Below are 20,331 nucleotides of genomic sequence, written 5' to 3'. Positions count from 1 at the left end.
CGAATCAAGTTCGGGGATTAACTGTACAGCGAGGTCAATAGAATTTTATTTACCTTCTAAAATAGTCAATTGCTCTTTGATAATATCCGCCGTTAACGGCATATAACCATCTTTGGCAACTACTTGCTGGCCCTCATACGTTAAAATAAATTTCACAAATTCTTTTACCAATGGATCCATATCCTTGGCGGGATTTTTAGCGAGGTAAACGTATAAGAAACGGCTCATCGGATATTTGCCGGACTTGACATTGTCGTAGCTTTCGCCTACAAATTCGTCGCCTTCTTTCTGAGCGATCGGTACGGCACGGACGTCCGTTGTAATATAGCCGATGCCACTGTATCCGATGGCATATTTATCGGTACCAACGCCTTGTACGACAGAAGCCGAACCCGGTTGTTCTTTGACATTGTCTTTATAATCGCCTTTGAACAGAGCATGTTCTTTGAAGAAACCGTAGGTGCCAGACGCCGAATTACGGCCGTACAGACTGATCGGTTTGTCTTTCCATTCGCCATCGAGACCGAGTTGTCCCCACGTCACGATATCTTCTTTTGCGCCACCTTTACGCGTTTTAGAAAAAATCGCATCGATTTGCTGCATGGTCAGACCTTTGATCGGATTATCTTTGTGAACATATACTGCAAGTCCGTCGAATGCCGTCGCAATACCGGTGGGTTTGAAACCGTATTTTTTCTCAAATTTATCAACTTCTTCTTTCTTCATCGGGCGCGACATCGGGCCGAGTTGAGCCGTGCCTTCGATCAATGCAGGAGGAGCAGTGCTGGAACCTTTGCCTTCGACCTGTACATTGACGCTGGGATAGAGTTTTTTGAATTCTTCCGCCCACAATGTCATTAAGTTATTCATCGTGTCTGAGCCGATACTATTGAGATTTCCGGACACGCCGCTGGTTTTTTCATATTTCGGAAGGTTTTCGTCCACTTTGACAGCCGTCGAAGCAGCGGCAGCCGTAGACGCTTTCATTTCCGTACCTTCTTCTTTTTTAAATTCTTTCTTTTTGTCGCCGCAACTTACCATGACAGCCAATCCGGCCAACATGATCGCGAATACAAACCATTTCGTTAAACGCATGAGATGTTTCTCCTTTTATTGAGTGTTAGGAATAAGTCACACAAGCTTAAAAAACAGTTAAATCTAACGCGTTTGTACTAATGATTTATTAGATAAATGTTACCGTATTGTTAAATAGGCGAGAATCGGGCAGGGTTAAAATGTGGCTGAACTATTGATATTTAAGGAAATAAGGCAGTAGCTATGAAATTAAATGTGAATAATAATTTGTTAACAATAATTTTGAGAAATTAATCCTTTTGGCAGAGAAGAAATTATTTTTATATTCACCCCTTCTGAAAAAATAATGAAAAGAGGAATATGATTCGGGCCGTGGTTTTTGATTTAGGAAAAGTGTTGGTTCATTTTGACTGGAAACGTAACGTGACGGCGATGACGCAACGTTCGGCTAAGTCGTACGAAGAGATTTTGAAACTTGTCACGCAAAGTTCGTTAGCGCTGGATTTCGAGCTTGGGAAAATTTCAATTGAAATTTTTTTTAAACAATTGCATCGATTGGTGGCCTATGAAGGAACCGTCGATGAACTGCAGCATTTGTGGAACGATATCTTCGAGCCAATGCAAAAACACATCGATCTCATTGAGATTTTAAAGCCAAAATATTCCGTCGGATTGATTTCCAATACGAATGCCTCTCACGTCAAATGGATCGAAGAACGCTACGGATTTTTACATCGATTTGATGTACGAGTATATTCCCATGAGGTTGGGTTGATGAAACCGGATCGGGTGATTTACGAATTGGCATGTTCGAAGCTGGATGTGGCTATGCCGGAGGCTTTGTTTATTGACGATCTTTTGGTCAATGTGGAAGGCGCGAAAAAAGCGGGCATGCGGGCGATTCATCTGACGCCCGAAACTGTATTGATTGATGAATTACGGCGCGAGAAAATTTTATCGTAGATAATAATTCATCCGTACATTGATTCCCGAATGAGGATCGGTCGCATTGCCGAATTCTTCATATACAACGCACGTGATGTTCCATGCAGTATTCAAACGATAATTCATATCAAATGAAACAGTTGATAAATTTTTAGTGCCGGCCCCGGCATTACTCCACTTATAAGCGTTAAATGCCGCTGAAATTCCACCGTCTAATTTTCCATCAAGAAAATTTTTGTTCCAGTATACGCTTGCTTTGACATTGTCGAGCCACTGATTGCTGGTATAACTGCCGGCAATTCCGCAATTAAATCGCGACCAGAAATAATTTCGATAATTTAATTGCACAGCGCCATATGTCAAGCCGTCGTTACCGATCCGCTTTTTGAAAGCCGGGACAATTTCTATCGCGCCGATATTTTTGCGGTTAAAAAGCTGGTAGCGAACCGTGCCGCCGAACAGAGTTTCTTTTTTTGTTTCGAAAAAGCGGTCCCATCCGATGCTGTCCGTTGGCGCCGGCGCATACGCCCGTCGATCATGATATTCGGCAAACAGACGTACGCTGAAATTTCTATTGATTCGATACAACAGCGCATTTTGAGAATAGCCGATCAACGAACGATTAGTGATATACTGATTACGTGAACTAAAACGCCATTGCAATGACGGGCGATATTCTCCGAAGAGATACGCTTTGCTTAATTTAGTCTCACGCAATTGTTCGGAAGTAAATCCTGTTCCGAGTATCCACGTTTTGCGATCGTAAGTCACGCTTCCTCCGGCGTTGTAGCCTAATCCTTCGAAACGATTGGCATATTCATCGTGAATTTTTCCACCGAAAGCCGATACGCGCCATACGTTGTTTACTATCATATTTTCTACAACAGCTCCGTTGATCGGATACGCGTCGACATTCGTACCCAGCGGAACAACACGTCCCAGTTTAATTTCACCGTGAAAAATTGAATAGGAACCGTACAATTGTCTGACAATATAACGGTTTTTAAATTGAGCGCTGCGATCAAGAGTGGGTGTTGTCGTCAGACCTGTTTTCTGGTAAAAATCTCCACGAAATTGATATCGGATCGTCTGTCCGTCATTGGAGAATGAACGATAGTTAAGCATTCCGTAATTGGTAAAACTGTTGAGTTGCGGCGACAACGACGCGCCTTCAGAATAGTAATTCCATCCAACTGAAAAACGTCCGACGAGATTATTGTTCGATCCGGCAATTTGGCTGAATGCCGAAGTTGTTGCGGCAAACAAATAAAGTATGATCAATTTTTTCATAATAATTCAAATGACGTTAATCGTCATGCCCTTCGCCTTTATGATCGAAATCGTGACATTCACGACAAGTATAGGTTGAATAGTTTGGCGCCTGGCGATGACAGGTTTCACAACTGCGGCGATGATGGCCGGTGAGCGAAAACCATTCGTCTAAATGAGGATAGTTGTCCCACGCGTTTAAATTGTGGCATGAGAGACAGTCGCCGAAAATTTTGTACTGGTTATGATCCGTGGTCGCACCGATCGGAACGTGGCAATCGCCGCATTCCTGGATAGCCGGCATTTTAAAAGTGATCAGATTTTTGTGGCAACTGGCGCAATCGAGTCCTTTGTGCGCGCCCGTCATAAAAAATGTTTGATCGTCGTGAGTGAAAATCGAGGGCGCCCAGGCATTTTCATTATGACAGCGTTCACAGTCGACGCCGAGCTGAGCCTGATGCGGGTCTTCATGGCACATATAACATTCACGAACCGTTGCGTTGAACTTGCCTCCCGCGTGACAAGCATTGCAGGCAATCTGCTCGTGGGCGCCAATTAGAGGAAATCCCGTACGCGCATGATCAAAATCGATCCTGGGTTTCAAAATTTTCCACGATTCGGTTGTGTGACATGCTTCGCATGGGACATCAAACGTTTTGTGCGGAATTTTGACGAACGGCGTGTCCGGCAACAAACTAGTGTCCAATGAAATTGTATTATCGGGCTTGGCCGGTAAATTGTTCCATTCAAACGCCATTACCAAAAATGCTGTAAAAAAAATCATTTTCATTTGATTTCAAACACTCCTTCATGTTGATCGGGATGGCAGGCGGCACATTCCGTGCTGATCGGCTTGTACAGAGTATTCAACGTATCCGCTTTGATCGTAGTTTGTAGGTGGCATTTATTGCATGCGACTTTTTGATGTGCGCCGGTCAGTGCGTAGCGCGATTGTTTATTGTGATCAAAAATCGTCGGCTTGAACGCATCGTTGGTGTGGCAATTTTCGCAATAAGTTTTCGGATGAGCGGTAGTAGCGTCGGGATGTTGAGTAAGTTGTCCTTCATGAATATCAGTGTGGCAGTGTTCGCAGAATTTCGAAACAGGTTTGTATAAAACGCGTTTGAATTCCGTCGTCGCATCGACCATCGGATGACATTGGTCGCAGGTAACGTTTTGATGTTTGCCTAACAATGGAAATCCTGAATCTTTGGCGTGATCAAAAATCAGATCTTTCCATGCCGATGTTTTATGGCAGATGTTGCAATCATTATTTTTTAATTTTTCCGCAAATTGGCCGCGATGGATGTCTTTGTGACAGGCGCTGCAACGCTGATCGAAAAACTTGAGTGCGATGAAATTTGAATCGGCCGTCGCCTTGAAACCCGTTCGATCTTTAAATTCCTTTGGAGATAATTTTACGTGGCATTTGATACATTCGGTTTTTTCGTGAGCGCCGGTCAACGGGTAACGGCTCTCCGTTGTATGCCTGGCGAGGGTAAAGAGCGATGGATGGAATCCGAAGACGTCATGACACGATTCGCATTTGCCCTTATCCGCTCTCGCGGCCAGTTGTCCAGCGTGTGCGTCGGCGTGACAGTCCGTGCACTCTGCAAATTTCATATTTTTGTAAACGGACGGCTTTTTAGGATCAGGCTGATGGCAACGTTCGCAGGCCACTGTCGTATGTTTTCCTACTAATGGATAACGTGTCAGAGAGTGGTCGAAGGATTGATTGCGAATATTTCGCCAGTCTGAAGTCACGTGACACGACGTGCAGTTTTGGCCAAATTTGTTTTCATGCGGATCGGCATGGCAAGGAGTACAGTTTGAAAAATTAAGCGGTTTGTATTTAAAATAATCGAGGTCAGTTTTTCCATCCGGTTTTTTCTTCGAATCGTTTACGGGAGCGTGGCATTTTACACATTCTACAGACAAATGTCTACCGGTTAACGCATACCGTGCTTTTTGATGATCAAATTTAGCGGAAGACGATTGTTTCCAATCCTGGAAATCATGACACTTTGAACAATCATCGAATTGACCGCGATGTTCATCAAAATGGCATGAACGGCAATCTTGAAAAAGTCCGAGAAAAGTTTGTTTTAAATTTAACCCATCTTTTACCCGTTGGATCACACCCTGATCTTTGATAAAATCGGGTTGATGGCAGGCTTCGCACTTATCGGTTTTATGTTTTCCCTCGAGTTTGTAACCGGTTAGATCATGATTGAATTTTTCTTTCGACGGTTTCCATTCAACCATGATGAATTTCCGTCCATTGTGATCGCGGTGGCATTCGTAACACAGTTTTCCCTGCACTTCTGTAGAAGCATGATAGCCGGTCTTTTTTTCAATACGGTTTTTTATCAACGAATGGCAATCGATACATTTGGAATTTTCAATTTTCTTTCCAAGATCGTGGCATTGCGTACAGTTGTCAATGCCTTCGAGATGTGCATGCGATTGGGCCAATTCACCGGGAGAAAATTGAGCGTAGACACAGACTGGAATTATAAGAACATTGAGAATAAATGTAATGAGGAGTTTCATTTTTTATTTCAGATTAGCCAAAGCTTGCCGGGCTTTTTGTGCGATGTCGGAATTCGGCGCCGCCTCAATCGCCCGATTCCAGAATGTTCTAGCTTGATCGTTGCGGCCACTATGCGAATGGATGACACCTATATTATATAAAGCCGTGCTATGGTTCGGATTACTTTTGATGACCGTATTCAACTCAGCAATTGCTTCATCGGATCGATTGGTATTGAACAAGCAAACGGCATAATCGGTTCGTACGTCGTTATCTGTCGGGCGTAATTGGAGTGCTGTACGGTACGGTTCGACAGCATCTGCAAAATTTCCTGCATCAAAAAGCAAATTACCCAATTGAACCCAATGATCGGTGTCGGTTGGATTCGATTTCAAATGTTCTCTGAGTTGATCGGCTTGAACTAATTGATCATGGTTGGCCGGCATGGTTTTACCGTCAATGGAAGAAATGCTGGTCTGTAAAGAAGCCGTGTCTTCATTGGAAACCGGCTTAGATTTAGGCAACTGGAAATAATTGTATCCTGCAAAAACTAACAACGTTATTCCGAGGGCGACAAGTCCCAGAGTTTTTTTGTCTTTCATGAATTTCCTTGGATTGTTAAATGGTGAATAAAGGTCAATCTATTCTGTAAATATCCAACCGTAACCAAACAAAAACGCTGCCACAATATGAGCGATCATAATTATGAACATGACTACTGCAAACGGTAAATGAAACATATGCCAATAGCGAAATAGTTTCTGCGTGACCGTGAGATTAGCCAATTGTCTTTGTAAGTGAGATTTTTCAGCAATGGCATTGACCACTTCGGCGGATGCCGATCCGTTTTGGTGCGACAGCGACGCAATCAGAGACCGAACGCGAACATCGTGACGTAAGTTTTGTATGACGAGTTTTGGGAAAGTTGTAATTAGCGATGCTTTCGATGATTCGATCAGTTCACTGGAAATGGCGTCGATGTGAGCTATAAACTCTATGGGTATTTTAAATTCATCCAATAATTTTTTTCGAAGTGCGTCAATCTGTTTTTCAAGTTCGTAAGAAGTAATCTCGCGGCCGGTTACGGTTTTTGGAATTTGCAAGTATAGATATCGCCCAATCACTCCGCTTGCAACAACGATCATCATGCACCAAAAACTCACACCCACAATGCCTCCAAACTTAAATGCTGTGTGATAGACGATCAATGCGGGGCCAATCAGGCACAAAAAAATATGCAGTTCCAGTACATGCTTGATCATTCCGACCTTGGCTAGCAATTTCCAACGTTTTCTGAGCGAGTACATGACTACGCCGAATGTCATCAGGAAAGCGCCGATGAATCCCATTCCATGTCCCCAAAATCCGGTGGGGCTAAGGGTAGAATGCAACGCATGTTCATGCCGGTCCGGCACATCGGTAGCATAATAACTCCATCCGTAAATTCCGATCCATGCGACAATCAGAATTCCAATGACCGTCAATGAGAGGATGTAAATGCTGTGCAATGTTCGGTTCATGCGGCGATCATCCGGTCTTTGTGAGTAAATTCTATTCCGATTTTTTTAAGGAACGGCGTCGGCATTTCGCCGCCCGCGAAAATGAAAATGAAATCGTTGGTTATTTCAAGTGAGCCTTCCGGTGATTGAATGGTTATGCTGTGATCACGAATGTCTGAAACCGAAGATTGGTAATAAATTTTGATCAGGTTTTGTGTTTCAGCTTCACGGACACGGTCCTGATTTTTGGATTTGGCGCGCTGGAAGTCCGTGCCGCGATTGATCAACGTAACGGTCGTTCCATGTTGCTTGGAAAGTGCGATCGCAGCTTCGATACCGCTGTCGCCGGCGCCGACGACCATACAATGCATGTGTTTATACCGTACGGCTTCAAGAAGTTGGTAAGCGACTTTAGACGATTGTTCTCCGGGTACATTCAGTTTTCGCGGAGTTCCGCGACGACCCAGCGCTAACACAACATGTTCGGCATCGTAACGATTTCCACCTGAAGTGACAACCGTCAGCGCTCCTTCATGGTGAATCACATCTTCAAGGCGTTCATTGCAAGTAACTTTAAGAGAAGTTTTCTGAATAATGTCCGACCAGAGCGTTAATAAATCTTCTTTGGATAATTCGCGTTTTTTGAGCACGCCATATTGCGGAATTTCGACGGGCATGGTCATCACGAGTTTCTGACGCGGGTAACTTAAAATGGCGCCGCCCGGTGTTTCTTCTTTCTCAAGCAGGAGATAATTTAATCCGTTTTTCTGAGCCATGAGCGCGGCGCTGAGACCGGCCGGACCGGCACCGATAATAATAACGTCATGCCGTGAAGGATTGTTTGTTTGACGGGGCGAACTTTTAATTTTTTCGGAAATATGTTCAATAACCGATTTGCCTTGATAGATTGCATTACGCAGCAGTGCCATCCCGCCGAGTTCCCCGATAAGATACACATTCGGAACATTCGATTGGAAAAATTCATCCAGTAGAGGTAATTCAGCAGTTGATTTGGCGGGATCGAGCACAATGCGAATGCCCGAGACAGGGCAGGCTTCCGCGCAAACACCATGGCCAACGCATTTACCGGGATAAACCAATTCGGCCATTCCGTCGATCATGCCGAGCGCATGTTCCGGGCATGCAATAACACATGCCGCACAACCAATACATCGGGATTGATCGATCAGCGGATGTTGGGCAACAGGTTTATCATGCCCCAGTGCAATGGCCTCCTGCTTTTTGGCCTCAAATGTTTTTCTTTTCTTTTGGGTAAACCAAAGATAGGGAATAAACACTAACGCAAATAATAATAGTGAGAGCGACAGAGTAAGCAACGATTCGTTCATTGTTTTCCATAGTTGCAGTCCAAAGTTGCCAGAATATTATACTAAAATAGTTGCGGAGTAAAAATTAAAAATCTTTAATGTGGGTTTCAAAATGAGATGAGTTCTCAATTGCTTTAAAGGAGATTTAAATGGGGAATTGGCATGATCTACAAATAATTTTTAGTGAGTTGCTTTTTGAGAAATTCGAAAGCTGATTCGGGTGTGTCGGCAAAATGGAAGAGATCGAGATCTTCCGAACTGATCATATGATGCCGAACCATGGTATCGAAGTTAATGACTTCCTTCCAATATTCTGATCCGTAGATCACAATCGTCAGCGGTTTTTCGATTTTTTTGGTTTGCACAAGCGTCAGAATTTCAAAAAGTTCATCCAGAGTTCCAAATCCTCCTGGAAAAACTACCAATGCTTTAGCCAAATAAGCGAACCAAAATTTGCGCATGAAAAAATAATGGAATTCAAAATTGAGTTCCGGTGTGATGTAACTATTAGGTATCTGTTCGAATGGCAATTCGATATTCAACCCAATCGAAGGACCGCCTGCTTTTTTTGCTCCGCGGTTGGCTGCCTCCATCATCCCGGGGCCGCCGCCGGAACATACAATAAATCTTTTCTCACCGGACAATGAGCGGGACCATTTGGTTAATAAATGAGCTAATTGCATGGCGTCGCCGTAATACTGAGACATATCCAGATCGATTTTAGCATATTCCAATGTTTGTAAAAGTTTCCGGGAGGGATTTTTTTCCCTGGAAACTTTTTTACGTAATTCACTATAGCGTTTTTTCGCTGTTTCCGGATCGGGAGTTCGGGCCGAACCGTAAAACACGACAGTGTCGCGCACACCGATTTTGCGAAAACGCCGAAGCGGTTCATGCAGTTCGCTTAACATCCTGATTGTTCGGGCCTCCGGGCTGTGAAGAAATTCAAGATTTTCGAATGCTTTGACCGGAATGTTTTTGTGATTGAGATGGGCGTGTTTTTTCTTAGCAGCCATAGGGCCTTTCAAGGTACTTGAAAAAGTGTTGAGGAATGTCTAATGTGTCTGGAAAATCTATAGAAACATCGCCTGTTTGTCAATTCCTTTTCATGGATCTTCCTAAATTATCTTTGCAAATTCCGCGCTATCACCGGGTCATCGTGCGATGGTTCGGACAGATTATCTTGAGTATATTACGATGGAACGTTTCGGGCCCGATACCGGACATTCCGAAATTTGTGGCCATTGCCGCACCGCATACCAGTAATTGGGATTTTGTTGTCGGCATGGCTGCGCTGATGGCGCTGGACATTAAAGTATGCTGGCTTGGCAAAGACACGATTTTTCGCTGGCCGTTCGGAACATTATGGGAAAAACTCGGTGGAACGCCCGTCGACCGCTTTCATCCGAATGGCGTGGTTGGGCAATGCATTGATCTGTTTGGACGACATGAACAATTTATTCTCGGTCTTTCACCGGAGGGAACACGAAAAAAAACAGAACGATGGCGAACTGGATTTTATTATATCGCGATTGGAGCCAACGTGCCAATTCTTTTGGTTGCATTCGACTATCCAACGCGCATCCTGCATATCGGCGAACTTTTTTACCCAACGGGTAATGCGGATAACGATATTCATTTTATGCACGATTATTTTTTAAATTTCAAAGGTAAATATCCGGATCAGTATTAAACTGCAAAACTCAAAGGAAAATTTTTTTAAATGAATCCATGGAAAAGCTTACGGGAGTTACCTAAGGAACTGTGGGTAATTTTTACAACCACATTGGTCAATCGGACGGGGACTATGGCTTTGCCCTTTTTGGTGTTATACCTGACACGTAATTTGAATTTTTCATCGGATCAGGCTGCATGGGTATTTATTGGATACGGCATTGGGGCACTGGTATCCGCTCCGTTTTCAGGAAGGTTATCCGATTTTCTCGGCCACAGAAAAGTTATGCTTTTATCGCTTTTTTTGTCATCGATAGTCATGATGGCGTATCCTTTAGCCCAAAGTTTCGCAGTTGTATTTGGAGCCACTGTCACATGGGCGATGATGAGTGAAGCTTTTCGTCCCGCCAGCCTTGCCGTCATTACGGATATGACTCAGCCCGGGCAGCGAAAATCAGCATACGCTCTTCAACGGCTCGCTATTAATATCGGTATGAGCATCGGTCCGGCGGTCGGGGGTTTTTTAGTATTAGTGTCGTATCCAACGCTTTTTATAGTAAATGGGGGATTCGCTTTAATGGCCGGATTTGTCCTGATGTTTGCACCGTGGCGAATTATTTCTCACGATATGACGATCCAGACCCAACACCACGAAGGAATAGCCTATAAAGATAAACGGCTCATGTATTTCTTGATGGCTGTTGTGCCGGTAGTGATGGTTTTTTTTCAGCACGAATCGTCGATGCCTTTGTATTTGGTCAACGATCTCCATTTGCATGAATCGGCCTACGGGATTTTGTTTACGATCAATACGGCGTTGATTATTGTTGCGGAAGTATGGCTCAATATGAAAATGAGCCATTGGAAACATAGCCATACTCTTGCGTTGGGTGCCGTATTGGTCGGTTTAGGTTTCGGTGCTATGATTTTGACAGTCGACATGTGGACGGTAGCCGGGTCGGTTGTGATATGGACTTTTGGCGAAATGATTTTGTTTCCAGGATTGGCGGCATATATGGGAGAAATAGCGCCGCCTAACCGCAGAGGCGAATATATGGGTTATTATCAGATGACCTTCAGCCTCGCCTTTATTCTCGGGCCATGGATCGGCATTCAGATTTATGAACATTGGGGACCGGACGTTCTTTGGATCGGTATGCTGGGCTTAGGCGCAGTATCCGCAGGTATGTTGGGGCGAATTCGTTCAAATCACGTTAATTCATAACGCAAAAAAACTCTAAGTTTTTTTGTAACTTATCTAACTACGCAACGTAGTAGACTTATATGAAAAAGTATTATTTTACATTTGATCCGCGCCAAACCGGATTGCGAAAAATCTTTGGTGATCTTGAAGCCGATATTATGGAAGTGCTTTGGAATAGCGGCCGTTTGACTGTCAGAGACGTTTTTGAAAAATTGAAACTTAAACGCCGTATTGCGTATACCACGGTTATGACCGTCATGACGCGGCTTGCGCAGAAGGGCGTATTGAAAAAAATTAAAGATGGGAATGCATTTATTTATGAGCCTATTCTGACGCGGGAAATATTTACTCAAACAACCTCCCAAACTATTCTCAAAGGATTGCTTTCCGACTTTTCGTTGCCCTTATTAAGTCAGTTTGTGGATTCGCTGGAAAAAGAAGATCCTCAGAAAATTCATGAACTATCTAAGTTAATTGACGCCAAATTAAAAAAACAAAAAAAATAGTATGTTGAGCCAGTATTACGTCGATATTCTGACTTTCTTAAGTTTTTTTATTGTGAATCCAATCGGGTGTGGTTATGTACTTTTCCTGCAGAGTTTACTGTGTTTGCTGCTATTGGTATTTGTGATTCGATTATGGACGCACGGATATTCAATGAAAAAATTAATTCAACAATCGGTCAAGGCCGATAGTGTATTGCACGATAGCATGTTGTCAGTTGCATCGGCTATGAAATTTCACATTAATCCGGATCTTCGAATCATTACCAATGAGATACCGGTATTTACCGCCGGGCTTTTGAAGCCGGTAATATTTATAACACCATTGGTATTAAGAAATTTGAATGAATGGGAATTAAGGCAGGTATTGGCCCATGAACTTGTGCATGTTAAGCGCCGGGATAATTTAAGGAAATTTTTGCAAAAAGTAATGGCCACAACTTTTTTGACATGGATATCTTACGCTATCAGTCTGGCGATATTTTACCGGGCGCTTGATGAACGTTTTGATTTTGCCGGCCTCATGCTCTCTGTATTGTTGGCACAAATAATGATTTTATTTTTTAATCGTTATGTGGAACCGGCGTTTGTTCTGTTTTATGAACAAACATGCGACGAAATCGTTTCGAAAGTTTTTAATCGGCCGTTGGAACTGGCGTCGGCCCTTGTTAAAGTGTGGAATTTATCACTCGGAAATGAAATGGCGGTTCCGGTGATTGCAAGCTCAGCTACGGCGTCGCTTGAAAAACGCTTAGATCGCCTCATACATCAAGGAAAAGGTAATCGTTTTGTTCGTTATCGACGCATGATTATCGGATTAGTCGTTATTGCGATTGGAATTTGGATCATCAAATTTCATTCGGAGAATCAATTGGAATGGTCGACAGGGCACGGTAAGCGAACACATTTGTGTTATTCAGGCTGTTCACAATAAATTTTTTTAAAGTAATTTACTACACAGTGTAGTAATTTTTTTAAAGGAGTGACATATGAGATATGTACTATGGATTAGTGTACTGATTACAGTCGCCTGCAATAATCCTGATATTGAAAAGGAGAGAAGAGAGCTTTTAAAACTGCATGAGCGGCAACGGACGGCGCATCTTGAAGAAAATATCGATCTATTGGCATCGGAACAGGCGGATACGCTGCTCTTTATCCGAAATGGCGAATTGGGGTTTCGCACAAACCGGCAAATGCGCGAAAATTTCAAACGCTATTTTGATCGTGTTGAATTTATAAAGTGGGATGATATCGCCGAGCCCATCATCGAAATTTCTGATGATGCAAGTATGGCCAGTACCTTTGTCCAGAAAATCGTAATCCTAAGCTACCAGAATGAGCAAGGACAGTCTGTAATCGATACGACGGTTTTTGCCTGGACAACGCTGTATCGAAAACGTGCGGATGAATGGAAACTAATTGCAATGACATCCACTCAAAAATGAAGGTTTTATCAATGAAACTTTTTTTAATCTTTTTCTATCCCTGCTTGTTATTTGCCCAAGAACAAGACGCGCTTAAGCTGTATTATGAAGTGCTTGATGCGTACCAAAACCGAAACTATTCACTAGCTGAAACAAAATTGTACCGGCTTGAGCAATTAATTCCCAGCGATACTGAAATTTATTATTTGATGGCTCAAGTACACGGCTGGCAAAATCAAAAAGACAAAGCACTTCTTAAATTGAAACAAGGTATTGCTATGGGAAGCGATTTTGTTCTGAATGCGCCCACCGATAGCGCCTTTTATTCATTTCGAAATGATAAAGAATTTATAAGGCTTTTGAAGGAAATCGACGCGTTGCGCAAACCGGTTAATAACAGTATCGTTGCGTTCACTATTAAAGAGCGCGACCTCATTCCGGAAGGAACGGCGTTTGACGATTCGACAGGGCAATTGTTCATCAGTTCATCCTACAAACGCAAGGTCAAACGGATTTATCCCGATGGAAGCAGCGATGACTTTGTGGCTGAAAAACAAGACGGATTACTCGGCGTGGTAGGAATGGAAGTCGATGCCCGGCATCGCGTGATCTGGGTTAACAGTTGCCGGAATCCTAATATGCCGATTGCCGAAGGCATCGGCGAAGAACAGTTAACGACGATTGTTCATCAATTCGATTTACGTACCGGCCAATTGATCCGTAAATATCCCGGACCAAAAGGCGATCATTTTTTTAACGATCTGACAGTCGATCAAGAAGGCAATGTGTACATAACCGATTCACAATCCGGAGAAATTTTTTGGATCAATCATGCACGGGATTCATTAGAAATATTCCTTAAACCGGAAAGGGCGGTTTTTTTGAACGGAATCACCAAATCTTCAGATGGAAAATATTTATTCGTTGCAGACGCTTTAGGAATCATGATCATTGATAGAGTGACACGTGATTATCGTTTTCTAAAACATCCTGAATTAATTCCGCTCGGCGGAGTCGACGGTCTTGCGTTCTATGATCGAATTCTGATCGCCCATCAATCCGGTGTTGTTGGAAGGATTAAAAAATTTCATTTGAGTCCGGATATGAAGAACGTGACCGGTGTAACGATCATTGAAGCCAATAATCCGCACTTCGATCAGGCGACGACGGGTGAAATTGGAGGCGATTGGTATTACTATATTGCCAATGCGCAGTTAAGGAGCGGTTTTGATAACAGAAAAATTAAACCATACGATCAGCTCAAAGATGTTGTCATTCTGAAAACAAAATTAAAATAAACGGGAACCATTTTTCTAAAAAGGCGTAGGTTACTACGCCTTTTTTTATTTTCCTTAGTTTTATAAACTAAAAAAATCCGAATCGAACAAAAAAATGGATGTTGGCAGATTTCTTTTTTACATTGCTGCCTAAATTAATGTCAACTGCTGATGGAAAATTTACTATTCATAGCTAATACCGTCCTTCCGGTTTTTTTAATCGTATTTCTCGGAATTTTCTTACGAAAAATCGGGTTGGTCAATGACAATTTCGTTAATCTTTCTTCACGAATTGTATTTAATGTTTCTCTTCCGGTGTTGGTGTTTTTAGAATTATCGCGGTTGGATATCCATGCAACCTTTGAATTGAATCAAGTAATCTTTGTTTATGTAGGTACATTAATCTCTTTCATAATGAGTTGGCTGTTGTCAAGACCGTTCATTCAGGATGGGCGAGACAGGAGCGTCTTTATCCAGGGAAGTTTTCGGGGAAATTATGCTGTTATCGGACTGGCATTGGTTGCTAATTTATTTGGAGAAGAACACCTCGGCAAAGCATCGATTGTATTGGCATTTATTCTTCCGTTGTACAACGTTTTGGCTGTGATTGCGTTGACAGTGCCGATGCGGCATGAACGCAGCTTGAATATTTCAGATGCGCTTTGGGAGGTTGCTAAAAATCCTTTGATCATTGCAGTATTGATATCGCTCCCTTTTATATATTTTAAAATCAGTATTCATCCGATTCTTTCCAAAACCGCCGGGTATCTTTCGGCTCTCACGCTTCCGATGGCTTTAATCGGCATTGGCGGGGCGCTCAATTTTGAAGAAGTTAAACGCGCTTCTAAAATAGCTTTTTCCGCATCAGTACTCAAAATTATAATTACACCTCTCCTGTTGACGTATTTTGCTTATCTCTTCAATTATTCCGGAGTAGATATCGGTATTATGTTTATTTTGTTTGCGTGTCCGACGGCTATTGTGAGTTTTGTCATGGCTGAAGCTATGGGCGGCAATTCAAAGCTTGCCGGTAATATTATTCTAATTTCTACATTAGGCTCAATTCTTACGATTTCAACCGGTTTATACATTTTGAAATCCGGTCGCCTTATTTGAATGACCTGTTTAGGGTATTCTGATTTCCTTGATTGATTAATTGAGTTTCAATAATTAGTTTGTTAACCACAAATTCATGACCTATGAAAACAACATTGCTTCTTTTACTGTTTGGGATTGGAGCATTGTTCTCACAAAACCCCACAGTTGTTATACACACAGAACTGGGTGATATTCGCGTAGAAGTTTTTGTGAAACAAGCGCCGATTTCTGCAGAAAATTTTCTCATGTACGTCGACGAAGAGTTGTATGTCAATTCCGTTTTTTATCGTGTTGTAACGATGAAAAACCAACCGAACAATCCTGTTAAAATCGAAGTCATTCAAGGCGGATTGTTTTCAGATGACAAAACCCGTTACTTTCCTATCGAACATGAAACAACAGAAAAAACGGGTATTCATCATCTTGACGGCGTTATTTCCTATGCACGAGCAGAGCCTGGTACGGCCGGATCAGAATTTTTTATTTGTGTTGGCGATCAGCCGGAACTCGATTACGGAGGCAAACGCAATCCTGACGGACAAGGTTTTGCGGCTTTTGGCCGCGTCATCGAAGGCATGGAAGTAGTGAAGAAAATCCATCAACAGCCTGAAGAAGGCCAATATTTAAAACCTCAGATTAAAATTTTAAACATTGTGCGTGAAAAATGACTATGCTAATTTCGGTCAAACTTAATGAGACATAAGGACGATGATCGTCATTAACTGAAATTGTTATTTACAACCATCAAAGGAAAATCATGTTATGAGAGTATTAGCGATTGTATGGATAGTAATGACCATGTGGTGTTCTCTTTATGCACAACAAACGGAATATCCAACTGAAAAGTTTTATACCGATCCCGATGTCAAAACTCGCGACCATGTTCTGGATATTGAACGATTAAAACTTGACGTATCGTTCGATCCTCCCAAAGGCATAGTTAAAGGTAAAATTACTCATTATTTCAAACCGATTCGTAAACAAGTGGACAGTATTGCGTTTGATGGAATCAAACTTACAATCATCAAAGCGACATTAGGCGGTAAAGACGTTAAATTTAAAAACACCGGTTCACAGATTATAATTTATCCACAACCGGCGTTGACATGGAACAGCAAGGACAGCATCAGTTTCGTGTATGAAGCGCACCCGCGCTCTGGAATTTATTTTGTTGGCTGGAATGATCAGCGTAATATCAGTCAAAAACAGATCTGGACGCAAGGCGAGGACATTGATCACCGTAATTGGATGCCTTTATATGACGATCCCAGCGATAAAATGATCACGGAAATGATCGTCACATTTGACAAAGATTATCAGGTTTTATCCAACGGGAAAAAAATTTCAGAGAAAATTAATAAAGACGGAACCAAGACGTGGCATTATGCTATGTCCAAACCGCATGCCAGTTACCTCATGATGCTCAGCATTGGCCGGTATGATATTAAAACCGTTTATTCCAAACGCGGTGTTCCCATTCATCTTTATTATTATCCCGGCGAAGTTGAAAAAATGGAATGGACGTACAAATATTCTGCCGCAACGATGGATTTTTTGGAAGAAGCGATTGGCATTCCTTATCCTTGGGAATCGATGGCCAATATTCCCGTCCAGGATTTTGTAACGGGTGCAATGGAAAATACGACGGCCGTTTTATACGGCGAATTCTGGTACGTCGACAAACGGGCGTATCTTGATGATTTCTACGTTGACACGGACGTTCATGAACAAGCGCATCAATGGTTCGGCGACCTGATCACTATGCACAATTGGAAGCATCTCTGGTTGCAAGAAAGTTTTGCCACGTACTATGCCAAACTTGGGGTACGTAAATTTTTCGGAGAAGATTATTATCAGTGGGAAAGACGCAGCGAGCAAACAAAATCATTGAACGCAGGAAAATCGGATCGTCTGCCGATCATGCACACTCAAGGCGGCGTTCCACGCGTGTATGACAAAGGTTCAGCCGTTCTCGATATGATGGCATATGCGTTTGGAAACGAGGAACTCAGCCGCGTTGTATATCATTTTCTGAGCCATCATCGTTATGATAATGTCGACACGCACGATTTTTATAATTCGTTCCTTGATACGCTCGGCGTCACGCCTGATTGGTTTTTTGATCAATGGATTTATCGCGGCGGCGAACCGCATTATGAAGTAAGCTACCGTGACGTTGTATGGCAGGGAAATCGCCAGACTGAAATTACGGTCAATCAAATTCATCCCACCGACGATTTGGTGAAACTTTTTAAGATGCCGATTGTATTCGAAGTTTATTACGAAGATGGCTCGTCCGATCACGTCAAAGAATGGATCGACAAAGCGTCGACGAAAGTGACCATTCCAAATGCAAAAGGCAAAACCGTCAGTTTTGTTTTATTTGATCCAGGAAGCATTATTCTGAAAGATGTTACTTTCGATAAATCGTTAAACGAATTGAAAGCACAGGCGCGCCGTGCTCCTAATATGATTGATCGTTACGATGCATTGGTGGCGCTGCGTAATTTTGATTTTGATGAAAAAAGAGATTTACTGGTCGAATTGTTTGGTAAAGAAACTTTTCAGGCAACAAAGAGCGAGATTGTATTACAATTGATCAATGATCCTGACCCGAAGAGTATGAAACTGATTGGCCGTGCTCTGGCTGATCCGGACGCGGAAGTTCGCCGTACTGTTATTCAAAACGTTCAAATGATTCCCAACGAAATGCTGACTGAATACGAAGCGCTGCTCAAAGATCCGTCATATGACAATATATGGTACAGCCTGATTAAGCTGACGTCACTGTATCCGGCCAATACGTCCCGCTATCTCGATTTGACGAAAGACGTCAAAGGCATGGCCTACGCTGTACGTCTCAAATGGCTTGAAATCAGTTTAGCCTCCGGCAATGCCGATGCGATGAAAGAACTGATCGATTACACGAGCAATGCGTATGATTTCCGTACGCGTATGAGTACTTTTTATATTATGAAAAAATTGAATTATCTTGACGACACCGTCATTGGTAATTTACTGGATGCTGCCGTAAACGCCAATTCGCAATTGAGCAATGTTGCCACCAGTACGATCGGTTTTTTTACGCAACAGGAAACGATGCGTCTGAAAATCCGCAACTATTATTATGCTCATGATTGGGAAGATTGGCAACGTGAAATTATCGAAACGGTAATATTTTAAATAGGAACGCTGTATGGAAATCACGGACAGCAAACGTTTTCTTGAATTTTACGAGCGCGTACACGAACGCACGTTACGGGTGATTCGCTGTATCCCGCCGGATAAAATTGAATGGACGTACCAGGAAGGCAAGTTTACACTCGGCGATCTTGTCCGGCATCTCGGCGCGATCAATCGTTACATGTTTGCCGAAAACATTCAGTTGAAGCCGAGTCGTTACCCGGGACATGGTAAAGGATTGGCTGAAGGTTATGTGGACGTGCTTGCATTCTTTGAACAAATGCATCTGGAGTGTGTGGAGATCATTAAGGCGCTGACGCCGGAAGATTTACAAAAAAAATGCGTCACTCCCGGCGGCGTATCCATTACCGTATGGAAATGGCTGCGGTCGATGGTGGAACATGAAATTCATCATCGCGGACAAATTTATATTTACCTGGGCATGCTTAATGTGCCGACAACACCGCTGTACGGACATACTTCTGAAGAAGTGTACGAAAGAAGTCTTCATGGCTGACGCATCAAACATACGTCATCTGGTTCGTTTGCTGGACGATGAATCCGAGTCTATTAAAGAAACGGTCTGGAAAGAACTGTCCATTTTTGGCCCGTCGTTAATGGATGAAATCGTTACCCAAAACGTTCAGCTCGACCAACATCAGGAAGAGACTGTCAGAGCAATCATGGCTTATGAAAACCGCCAGTGGTTAAAATTACGCTGGCGGACGTGGTTTGATCTGGATGACGATAAAATAAAATTGGAGCGAGGTTTACTGCTGATCGCCATGTTTCAGTTGGGACGTTCCAATGAAAAAAAACTGAAAGTCTTGCTCGATGAATTGGCTGAAGAATATGCATCGAATCACTTTGAATACGACGTATTAACGCTGACCCATTTTCTTTTTAAATTAAAAGAATTTCGTGGCGAGAAAGACGATTATTACAATCCTCTGAATAGTAATCTTATCCGCGTTATTGAGACGCGACGCGGAATTCCGATCAGTCTTGCCTGTTTATATATTTTGATTGGTCACAGATTGAAATTGAAAGTGGAAGGATGCAATTTTCCCGGTCATTTTCTTGCGCGAATTCTGGTGGGCGATCAGCGCGTCGTTGTCGACTGCTTCAACGGCGGTAAACTCTTTTATGAAAAAGATTTGATCAATCCCGACAACCCGATTTTTTTCACGGACAACGATTTCAAAAGATTTGAATGTACCGCTGAAATTATTTTGATCAGAGTTTTACGTAATCTGATCTATGCTTATCAGCAAGCTGGCGACGAGGAAAATATGAAGCTGATGATTGAATTGGTCGATATGATGGATATAAATTTGGGAGAATAAAAAAAGCCGG

General features: G+C 42.6%; 20 protein-coding genes. 12 read left to right on the top strand and 8 right to left on the bottom strand.

Features of this window, described 5'->3' with window-relative positions:
* Positions 1–45 precede the first annotated feature (45 nt).
* Complete coding sequence (locus K1X84_05020; GenBank protein MBX7150978.1) at positions 46–1,095, bottom strand: phosphate ABC transporter substrate-binding protein; 1,050 nt, start codon at positions 1,093–1,095, stop codon at positions 46–48.
* 300 nt (positions 1,096–1,395) lie between these two features.
* On the opposite strand from K1X84_05020, the gene K1X84_05015 reads away from it, so the two are divergent.
* Positions 1,396–1,998: an HAD family phosphatase gene (locus tag K1X84_05015; protein ID MBX7150977.1), complete on the top strand. Its 603-nt coding sequence runs from the start codon at positions 1,396–1,398 to the stop codon at positions 1,996–1,998.
* Here the strand turns inward: K1X84_05015 and K1X84_05010 are convergent.
* From K1X84_05010 to K1X84_04980, 7 genes are all read right to left on the bottom strand, one after another.
* On the bottom strand, positions 1,990–3,270 hold the full coding sequence (locus tag K1X84_05010) for a hypothetical protein (protein MBX7150976.1): 1,281 nt from the start codon (positions 3,268–3,270) through the stop codon (positions 1,990–1,992). The two genes, K1X84_05015 and K1X84_05010, sit on opposite strands and share 9 nt — an antisense overlap.
* Positions 3,271–3,286: 16 nt before the next feature.
* Positions 3,287–4,039 carry a hypothetical protein gene (locus K1X84_05005; protein MBX7150975.1) on the bottom strand — a complete coding sequence of 251 codons (753 nt, stop codon included), beginning with the start codon at positions 4,037–4,039 and terminating at the stop codon, positions 3,287–3,289.
* Complete coding sequence (locus tag K1X84_05000; protein ID MBX7150974.1) at positions 4,036–5,802, bottom strand: hypothetical protein; 1,767 nt, start codon at positions 5,800–5,802, stop codon at positions 4,036–4,038. The genes K1X84_05005 and K1X84_05000 overlap by 4 nt, the downstream gene beginning before the upstream one ends.
* 3 nt (positions 5,803–5,805) lie before the next feature.
* On the bottom strand, positions 5,806–6,384 hold the full coding sequence (locus K1X84_04995) for a tetratricopeptide repeat protein (protein MBX7150973.1): 579 nt from the start codon (positions 6,382–6,384) through the stop codon (positions 5,806–5,808).
* Between the two features lie 39 nt (positions 6,385–6,423).
* Positions 6,424–7,302 carry a hypothetical protein gene (locus K1X84_04990; protein MBX7150972.1) on the bottom strand — a complete coding sequence of 293 codons (879 nt, stop codon included), beginning with the start codon at positions 7,300–7,302 and terminating at the stop codon, positions 6,424–6,426.
* The gene (locus tag K1X84_04985) at positions 7,299–8,630 is read right to left on the bottom strand and encodes an NAD(P)-binding domain-containing protein (protein MBX7150971.1); all 1,332 of its coding nucleotides are present in this window, start codon (positions 8,628–8,630) and stop codon (positions 7,299–7,301) included. The genes K1X84_04990 and K1X84_04985 overlap by 4 nt, the downstream gene beginning before the upstream one ends.
* A 146-nt stretch (positions 8,631–8,776) precedes the next feature.
* Positions 8,777–9,625: a TIGR00730 family Rossman fold protein gene (locus K1X84_04980; GenBank protein MBX7150970.1), complete on the bottom strand. Its 849-nt coding sequence runs from the start codon at positions 9,623–9,625 to the stop codon at positions 8,777–8,779.
* Positions 9,626–9,669: 44 nt separating this feature from the next.
* On the opposite strand from K1X84_04980, the gene K1X84_04975 reads away from it, so the two are divergent.
* The 11 genes from K1X84_04975 (at position 9,670) to K1X84_04925 (ending at position 20,321) form a co-directional block, all read left to right on the top strand.
* Positions 9,670–10,302 (top strand): lysophospholipid acyltransferase family protein, encoded by a 633-nt coding sequence (locus tag K1X84_04975; protein ID MBX7150969.1) that lies wholly within the window; start codon positions 9,670–9,672, stop codon positions 10,300–10,302.
* A 30-nt stretch (positions 10,303–10,332) separates the two neighbouring features.
* Complete coding sequence (locus tag K1X84_04970; GenBank protein ID MBX7150968.1) at positions 10,333–11,508, top strand: MFS transporter; 1,176 nt, start codon at positions 10,333–10,335, stop codon at positions 11,506–11,508.
* Between the two features lie 59 nt (positions 11,509–11,567).
* Positions 11,568–11,993, top strand: a complete 426-nt coding sequence (locus K1X84_04965; protein ID MBX7150967.1) for a BlaI/MecI/CopY family transcriptional regulator — start codon at positions 11,568–11,570, stop codon at positions 11,991–11,993.
* 151 nt (positions 11,994–12,144) lie between these two features.
* On the top strand, positions 12,145–12,924 hold the full coding sequence (locus K1X84_04960) for a M48 family metalloprotease (GenBank protein MBX7150966.1): 780 nt from the start codon (positions 12,145–12,147) through the stop codon (positions 12,922–12,924).
* A gap of 55 nt (positions 12,925–12,979) precedes the next feature.
* Positions 12,980–13,438, top strand: coding sequence for a hypothetical protein (locus K1X84_04955; GenBank protein MBX7150965.1), 459 nt, complete (start codon positions 12,980–12,982; stop codon positions 13,436–13,438).
* A gap of 11 nt (positions 13,439–13,449) precedes the next feature.
* Positions 13,450–14,715 carry a hypothetical protein gene (locus K1X84_04950; protein MBX7150964.1) on the top strand — a complete coding sequence of 422 codons (1,266 nt, stop codon included), beginning with the start codon at positions 13,450–13,452 and terminating at the stop codon, positions 14,713–14,715.
* Between the two features lie 147 nt (positions 14,716–14,862).
* A complete protein-coding gene (locus K1X84_04945) occupies positions 14,863–15,810 on the top strand; it encodes an AEC family transporter (GenBank protein MBX7150963.1) in 948 nt (315 codons plus the stop codon).
* Between the two features lie 83 nt (positions 15,811–15,893).
* On the top strand, positions 15,894–16,460 hold the full coding sequence (locus K1X84_04940; GenBank protein ID MBX7150962.1) for a peptidylprolyl isomerase: 567 nt from the start codon (positions 15,894–15,896) through the stop codon (positions 16,458–16,460).
* Between the two features lie 94 nt (positions 16,461–16,554).
* The gene (locus K1X84_04935) at positions 16,555–18,975 is read left to right on the top strand and encodes a M1 family metallopeptidase (protein MBX7150961.1); all 2,421 of its coding nucleotides are present in this window, start codon (positions 16,555–16,557) and stop codon (positions 18,973–18,975) included.
* Positions 18,976–18,988: 13 nt separating this feature from the next.
* A complete protein-coding gene (locus K1X84_04930) occupies positions 18,989–19,492 on the top strand; it encodes a DinB family protein (GenBank protein ID MBX7150960.1) in 504 nt (167 codons plus the stop codon).
* Positions 19,485–20,321, top strand: a complete 837-nt coding sequence (locus K1X84_04925; GenBank protein MBX7150959.1) for a transglutaminase-like domain-containing protein — start codon at positions 19,485–19,487, stop codon at positions 20,319–20,321. Before K1X84_04930 ends, K1X84_04925 begins: the two co-directional genes overlap by 8 nt.
* Positions 20,322–20,331 lie beyond the last annotated feature (10 nt).

It is taken from the genome of bacterium, from assembly GCA_019695335.1.
In the GTDB taxonomy this organism is placed as follows: Bacteria; CLD3; CLD3; order SB21; family SB21; genus JABWBZ01.
This window is presented reverse-complemented; position numbering and strand designations above follow the sequence as displayed.

Bases quoted from the DNA above. Each gene is read 5' to 3' on its own strand.
- K1X84_05020 (MBX7150978.1), bottom strand. From the start codon at position 1,095: ATGCGTTTAACGAAATGGTTTGTATTCGCGATCATGTTGGCCGGATTG.
- K1X84_05010 (MBX7150976.1), bottom strand. From the start codon at position 3,270: ATGAAAAAATTGATCATACTTTATTTGTTTGCCGCAACAACTTCGGCA.
- K1X84_04960 (MBX7150966.1), top strand. From the start codon at position 12,145: ATGAAAAAATTAATTCAACAATCGGTCAAGGCCGATAGTGTATTGCAC.
- K1X84_04935 (MBX7150961.1), top strand. From the start codon at position 16,555: ATGAGAGTATTAGCGATTGTATGGATAGTAATGACCATGTGGTGTTCT.
- K1X84_04930 (MBX7150960.1), top strand. From the start codon at position 18,989: ATGGAAATCACGGACAGCAAACGTTTTCTTGAATTTTACGAGCGCGTA.
- K1X84_04995 (MBX7150973.1), bottom strand. From the start codon at position 6,384: ATGAAAGACAAAAAAACTCTGGGACTTGTCGCCCTCGGAATAACGTTG.
- K1X84_05005 (MBX7150975.1), bottom strand. From the start codon at position 4,039: ATGAAAATGATTTTTTTTACAGCATTTTTGGTAATGGCGTTTGAATGG.
- K1X84_04990 (MBX7150972.1), bottom strand. From the start codon at position 7,302: ATGAACCGAACATTGCACAGCATTTACATCCTCTCATTGACGGTCATT.
- K1X84_04980 (MBX7150970.1), bottom strand. From the start codon at position 9,625: ATGGCTGCTAAGAAAAAACACGCCCATCTCAATCACAAAAACATTCCG.
- K1X84_04940 (MBX7150962.1), top strand. From the start codon at position 15,894: ATGAAAACAACATTGCTTCTTTTACTGTTTGGGATTGGAGCATTGTTC.
- K1X84_04955 (MBX7150965.1), top strand. From the start codon at position 12,980: ATGAGATATGTACTATGGATTAGTGTACTGATTACAGTCGCCTGCAAT.
- K1X84_05015 (MBX7150977.1), top strand. From the start codon at position 1,396: ATGATTCGGGCCGTGGTTTTTGATTTAGGAAAAGTGTTGGTTCATTTT.
- K1X84_04985 (MBX7150971.1), bottom strand. From the start codon at position 8,630: ATGAACGAATCGTTGCTTACTCTGTCGCTCTCACTATTATTATTTGCG.
- K1X84_04965 (MBX7150967.1), top strand. From the start codon at position 11,568: ATGAAAAAGTATTATTTTACATTTGATCCGCGCCAAACCGGATTGCGA.
- K1X84_05000 (MBX7150974.1), bottom strand. From the start codon at position 5,802: ATGAAACTCCTCATTACATTTATTCTCAATGTTCTTATAATTCCAGTC.
- K1X84_04950 (MBX7150964.1), top strand. From the start codon at position 13,450: ATGAAACTTTTTTTAATCTTTTTCTATCCCTGCTTGTTATTTGCCCAA.
- K1X84_04925 (MBX7150959.1), top strand. From the start codon at position 19,485: ATGGCTGACGCATCAAACATACGTCATCTGGTTCGTTTGCTGGACGAT.
- K1X84_04970 (MBX7150968.1), top strand. From the start codon at position 10,333: ATGAATCCATGGAAAAGCTTACGGGAGTTACCTAAGGAACTGTGGGTA.